The sequence below is a fragment of the Streptomyces sp. NPDC104096 genome, assembly GCF_055584385.1.
The window spans coordinates 1-1747 of sequence record NZ_JBVJMD010000143.1 but is presented as its reverse complement, the minus strand read 5'-3'; the positions used below and the strand labels follow the sequence as shown (position 1 = coordinate 1747).

The following is a 1747-nucleotide window of genomic DNA, read 5'->3' as shown; positions in this document are numbered from 1 at the left end:
GGCTACACCCTTACCCCGGGACAACCACCGCCCGGGATGGACTACCTTCCTGCGTCACCCCATCACTCACCTACTAACCGCTTGGGCCGGCGGCTCCACCACTTTCCTTTCCCCGAAGGGTCCGGAACGGCTTCACGGCCTTAGCATCACGATGCTCGGTGTTTGACGCTTCACAGCGGGTACCGGAATATCAACCGGTTATCCATCGACTACGCCTGTCGGCCTCGCCTTAGGTCCCGACTTACCCTGGGCAGATCAGCTTGACCCAGGAACCCTTAGTCAATCGGCGCAAACGTTTCTCACGTTTGTATCGCTACTCATGCCTGCATTCTCACTCGTGAACCGTCCACCACTGCCTTCCGGCGCGGCTTCACCCGGCACACGACGCTCCCCTACCCATCACAGCACCCGTTGGGGCTATTTGCTGCAATGACACGACTTCGGCGGTACGCTTGAGCCCCGCTACATTGTCGGCGCGGAATCACTAGACCAGTGAGCTATTACGCACTCTTTCAAGGGTGGCTGCTTCTAAGCCAACCTCCTGGTTGTCTGTGCGACTCCACATCCTTTCCCACTTAGCGTACGCTTAGGGGCCTTAGTCGATGCTCTGGGCTGTTTCCCTCTCGACCATGGAGCTTATCCCCCACAGTCTCACTGCCGCGCTCTCACTTACCGGCATTCGGAGTTTGGCTAAGGTCAGTAACCCGGTAGGGCCCATCGCCTATCCAGTGCTCTACCTCCGGCAAGAAACACACGACGCTGCACCTAAATGCATTTCGGGGAGAACCAGCTATCACGGAGTTTGATTGGCCTTTCACCCCTAACCACAGGTCATCCCCCAGGTTTTCAACCCTGGTGGGTTCGGTCCTCCACGAAGTCTTACCTCCGCTTCAACCTGCCCATGGCTAGATCACTCCGCTTCGGGTCTTGAGCGTGCTACTGAAGCGCCCTGTTCGGACTCGCTTTCGCTACGGCTTCCCCACCCGGGTTAACCTCGCAACACACCGCAAACTCGCAGGCTCATTCTTCAAAAGGCACGCAGTCACGAGATGGAAGCAAGCTTCCATCCGACGCTCCCACGGCTTGTAGGCACACGGTTTCAGGTACTATTTCACTCCGCTCCCGCGGTACTTTTCACCATTCCCTCACGGTACTATCCGCTATCGGTCACCAGGGAATATTTAGGCTTAGCGGGTGGTCCCGCCAGATTCACACGGGATTTCTCGGGCCCCGTGCTACTTGGGTGTCTCTCAGACGAGCCGCTGACGTTTCGGCTACGGGGGTCTTACCCTCTACGCCGGACCTTTCGCATGTCCTTCGCCTACATCAACGGTTTCTGACTCGTCCTGCCGCCGGCAGACGACAGAAGAGAGATCCCACAACCCCGCATGCGCAACCCCTGCCGGGTCTCACACGCATACGGTTTGGCCTCATCCGGTTTCGCTCGCCACTACTCCCGGAATCACGGTTGTTTTCTCTTCCTGCGGGTACTGAGATGTTTCACTTCCCCGCGTTCCCTCCACATACCCTATGTGTTCAGGTATGGGTGACAGCCCATGACGACTGCCGGGTTTCCCCATTCGGAAACCCCCGGATCAAAGCCTGGTTGACGGCTCCCCGGGGACTATCGTGGCCTCCCACGTCCTTCATCGGTTCCTGGTGCCAAGGCATCCACCGTGCGCCCTTAAAAACTTGGCCACAGATGCTCGCGTCCACTGTGCAGTTCTCAAACAACGACCAACCACCC

1 rRNA gene (cut by a window edge) is annotated in these 1747 nt (G+C 58.1%); it reads right to left on the bottom strand.

From position 1 onward, the window contains the following. Window positions 1–1698 (bottom strand): 23S ribosomal RNA (locus tag ACZ60B_RS42740) (it extends 1488 nt beyond the left edge of the window). Window positions 1699–1747: the final 49 nt, after the last annotated feature.